We start from the raw sequence: 523 nt of genomic DNA, 5'->3' as shown, positions 1-523 counted from the left end.
TAATCAGAGGGTCGCAGGTTCGAATCCTGCATGGCTCACCATTTATGCGGGTGTGGCGGAATTGGCAGACGCACTAGACTTAGGATCTAGCGCCTTTGGCGTGGGGGTTCGACTCCCTTCACCCGCACCATCTCAAAATAATATAAACTTTAAAACCTTAAGAGTCGCTGTCTATTCAGTGTCTTTTGTTTTCTTTATGGTAAGAATGCGGTCGTGGCGGAATGGCAGACGCGCTAGGTTGAGGGCCTAGTGGGGGCAACCCCGTGGAGGTTCAAGTCCTCTCGGCCGCACCAATAAATTACCACTTGATAGATTAAAGTAAATATGATATATTAATAGAGTCGCCTTAAGTAGTGCGCCCGTAGCTCAATTGGATAGAGCGTCTGACTACGGATCAGAAGGTTATGGGTTCGACTCCTGTCGGGCGCGCCATTTTAAACGATCTTCCATTAAGAACCGTCACGTCCTGTGACGAACATGGAAGTCAGAATATCTGTTCAAGTTCGGGAAGTAGCTCAGCTTG

3 tRNA genes are annotated in these 523 nt (G+C 48.2%); all 3 read left to right on the top strand.

The features are described from left to right. Positions 1-46: 46 nt before the first annotated feature. The 3 genes from BAZO_RS11400 to BAZO_RS11390 all read left to right on the top strand — a co-directional run bounded on the left by BAZO_RS11400 (position 47) and on the right by BAZO_RS11390 (position 432). Positions 47-130, top strand: a tRNA-Leu gene (locus BAZO_RS11400). Between the two features lie 77 nt (positions 131-207). Further along, positions 208-293, top strand: a tRNA-Leu gene (locus tag BAZO_RS11395). Positions 294-355: 62 nt separating this feature from the next. Then, a tRNA-Arg gene (locus BAZO_RS11390) sits at positions 356-432 on the top strand. Positions 433-523 lie beyond the last annotated feature (91 nt).

The sequence above is a fragment of the Schinkia azotoformans LMG 9581 genome (assembly GCF_000307855.1).
GTDB lineage: Bacteria > Bacillota > Bacilli > Bacillales > Bacillaceae_J > Schinkia > Schinkia azotoformans.
This window is presented reverse-complemented; position numbering and strand designations above follow the sequence as displayed.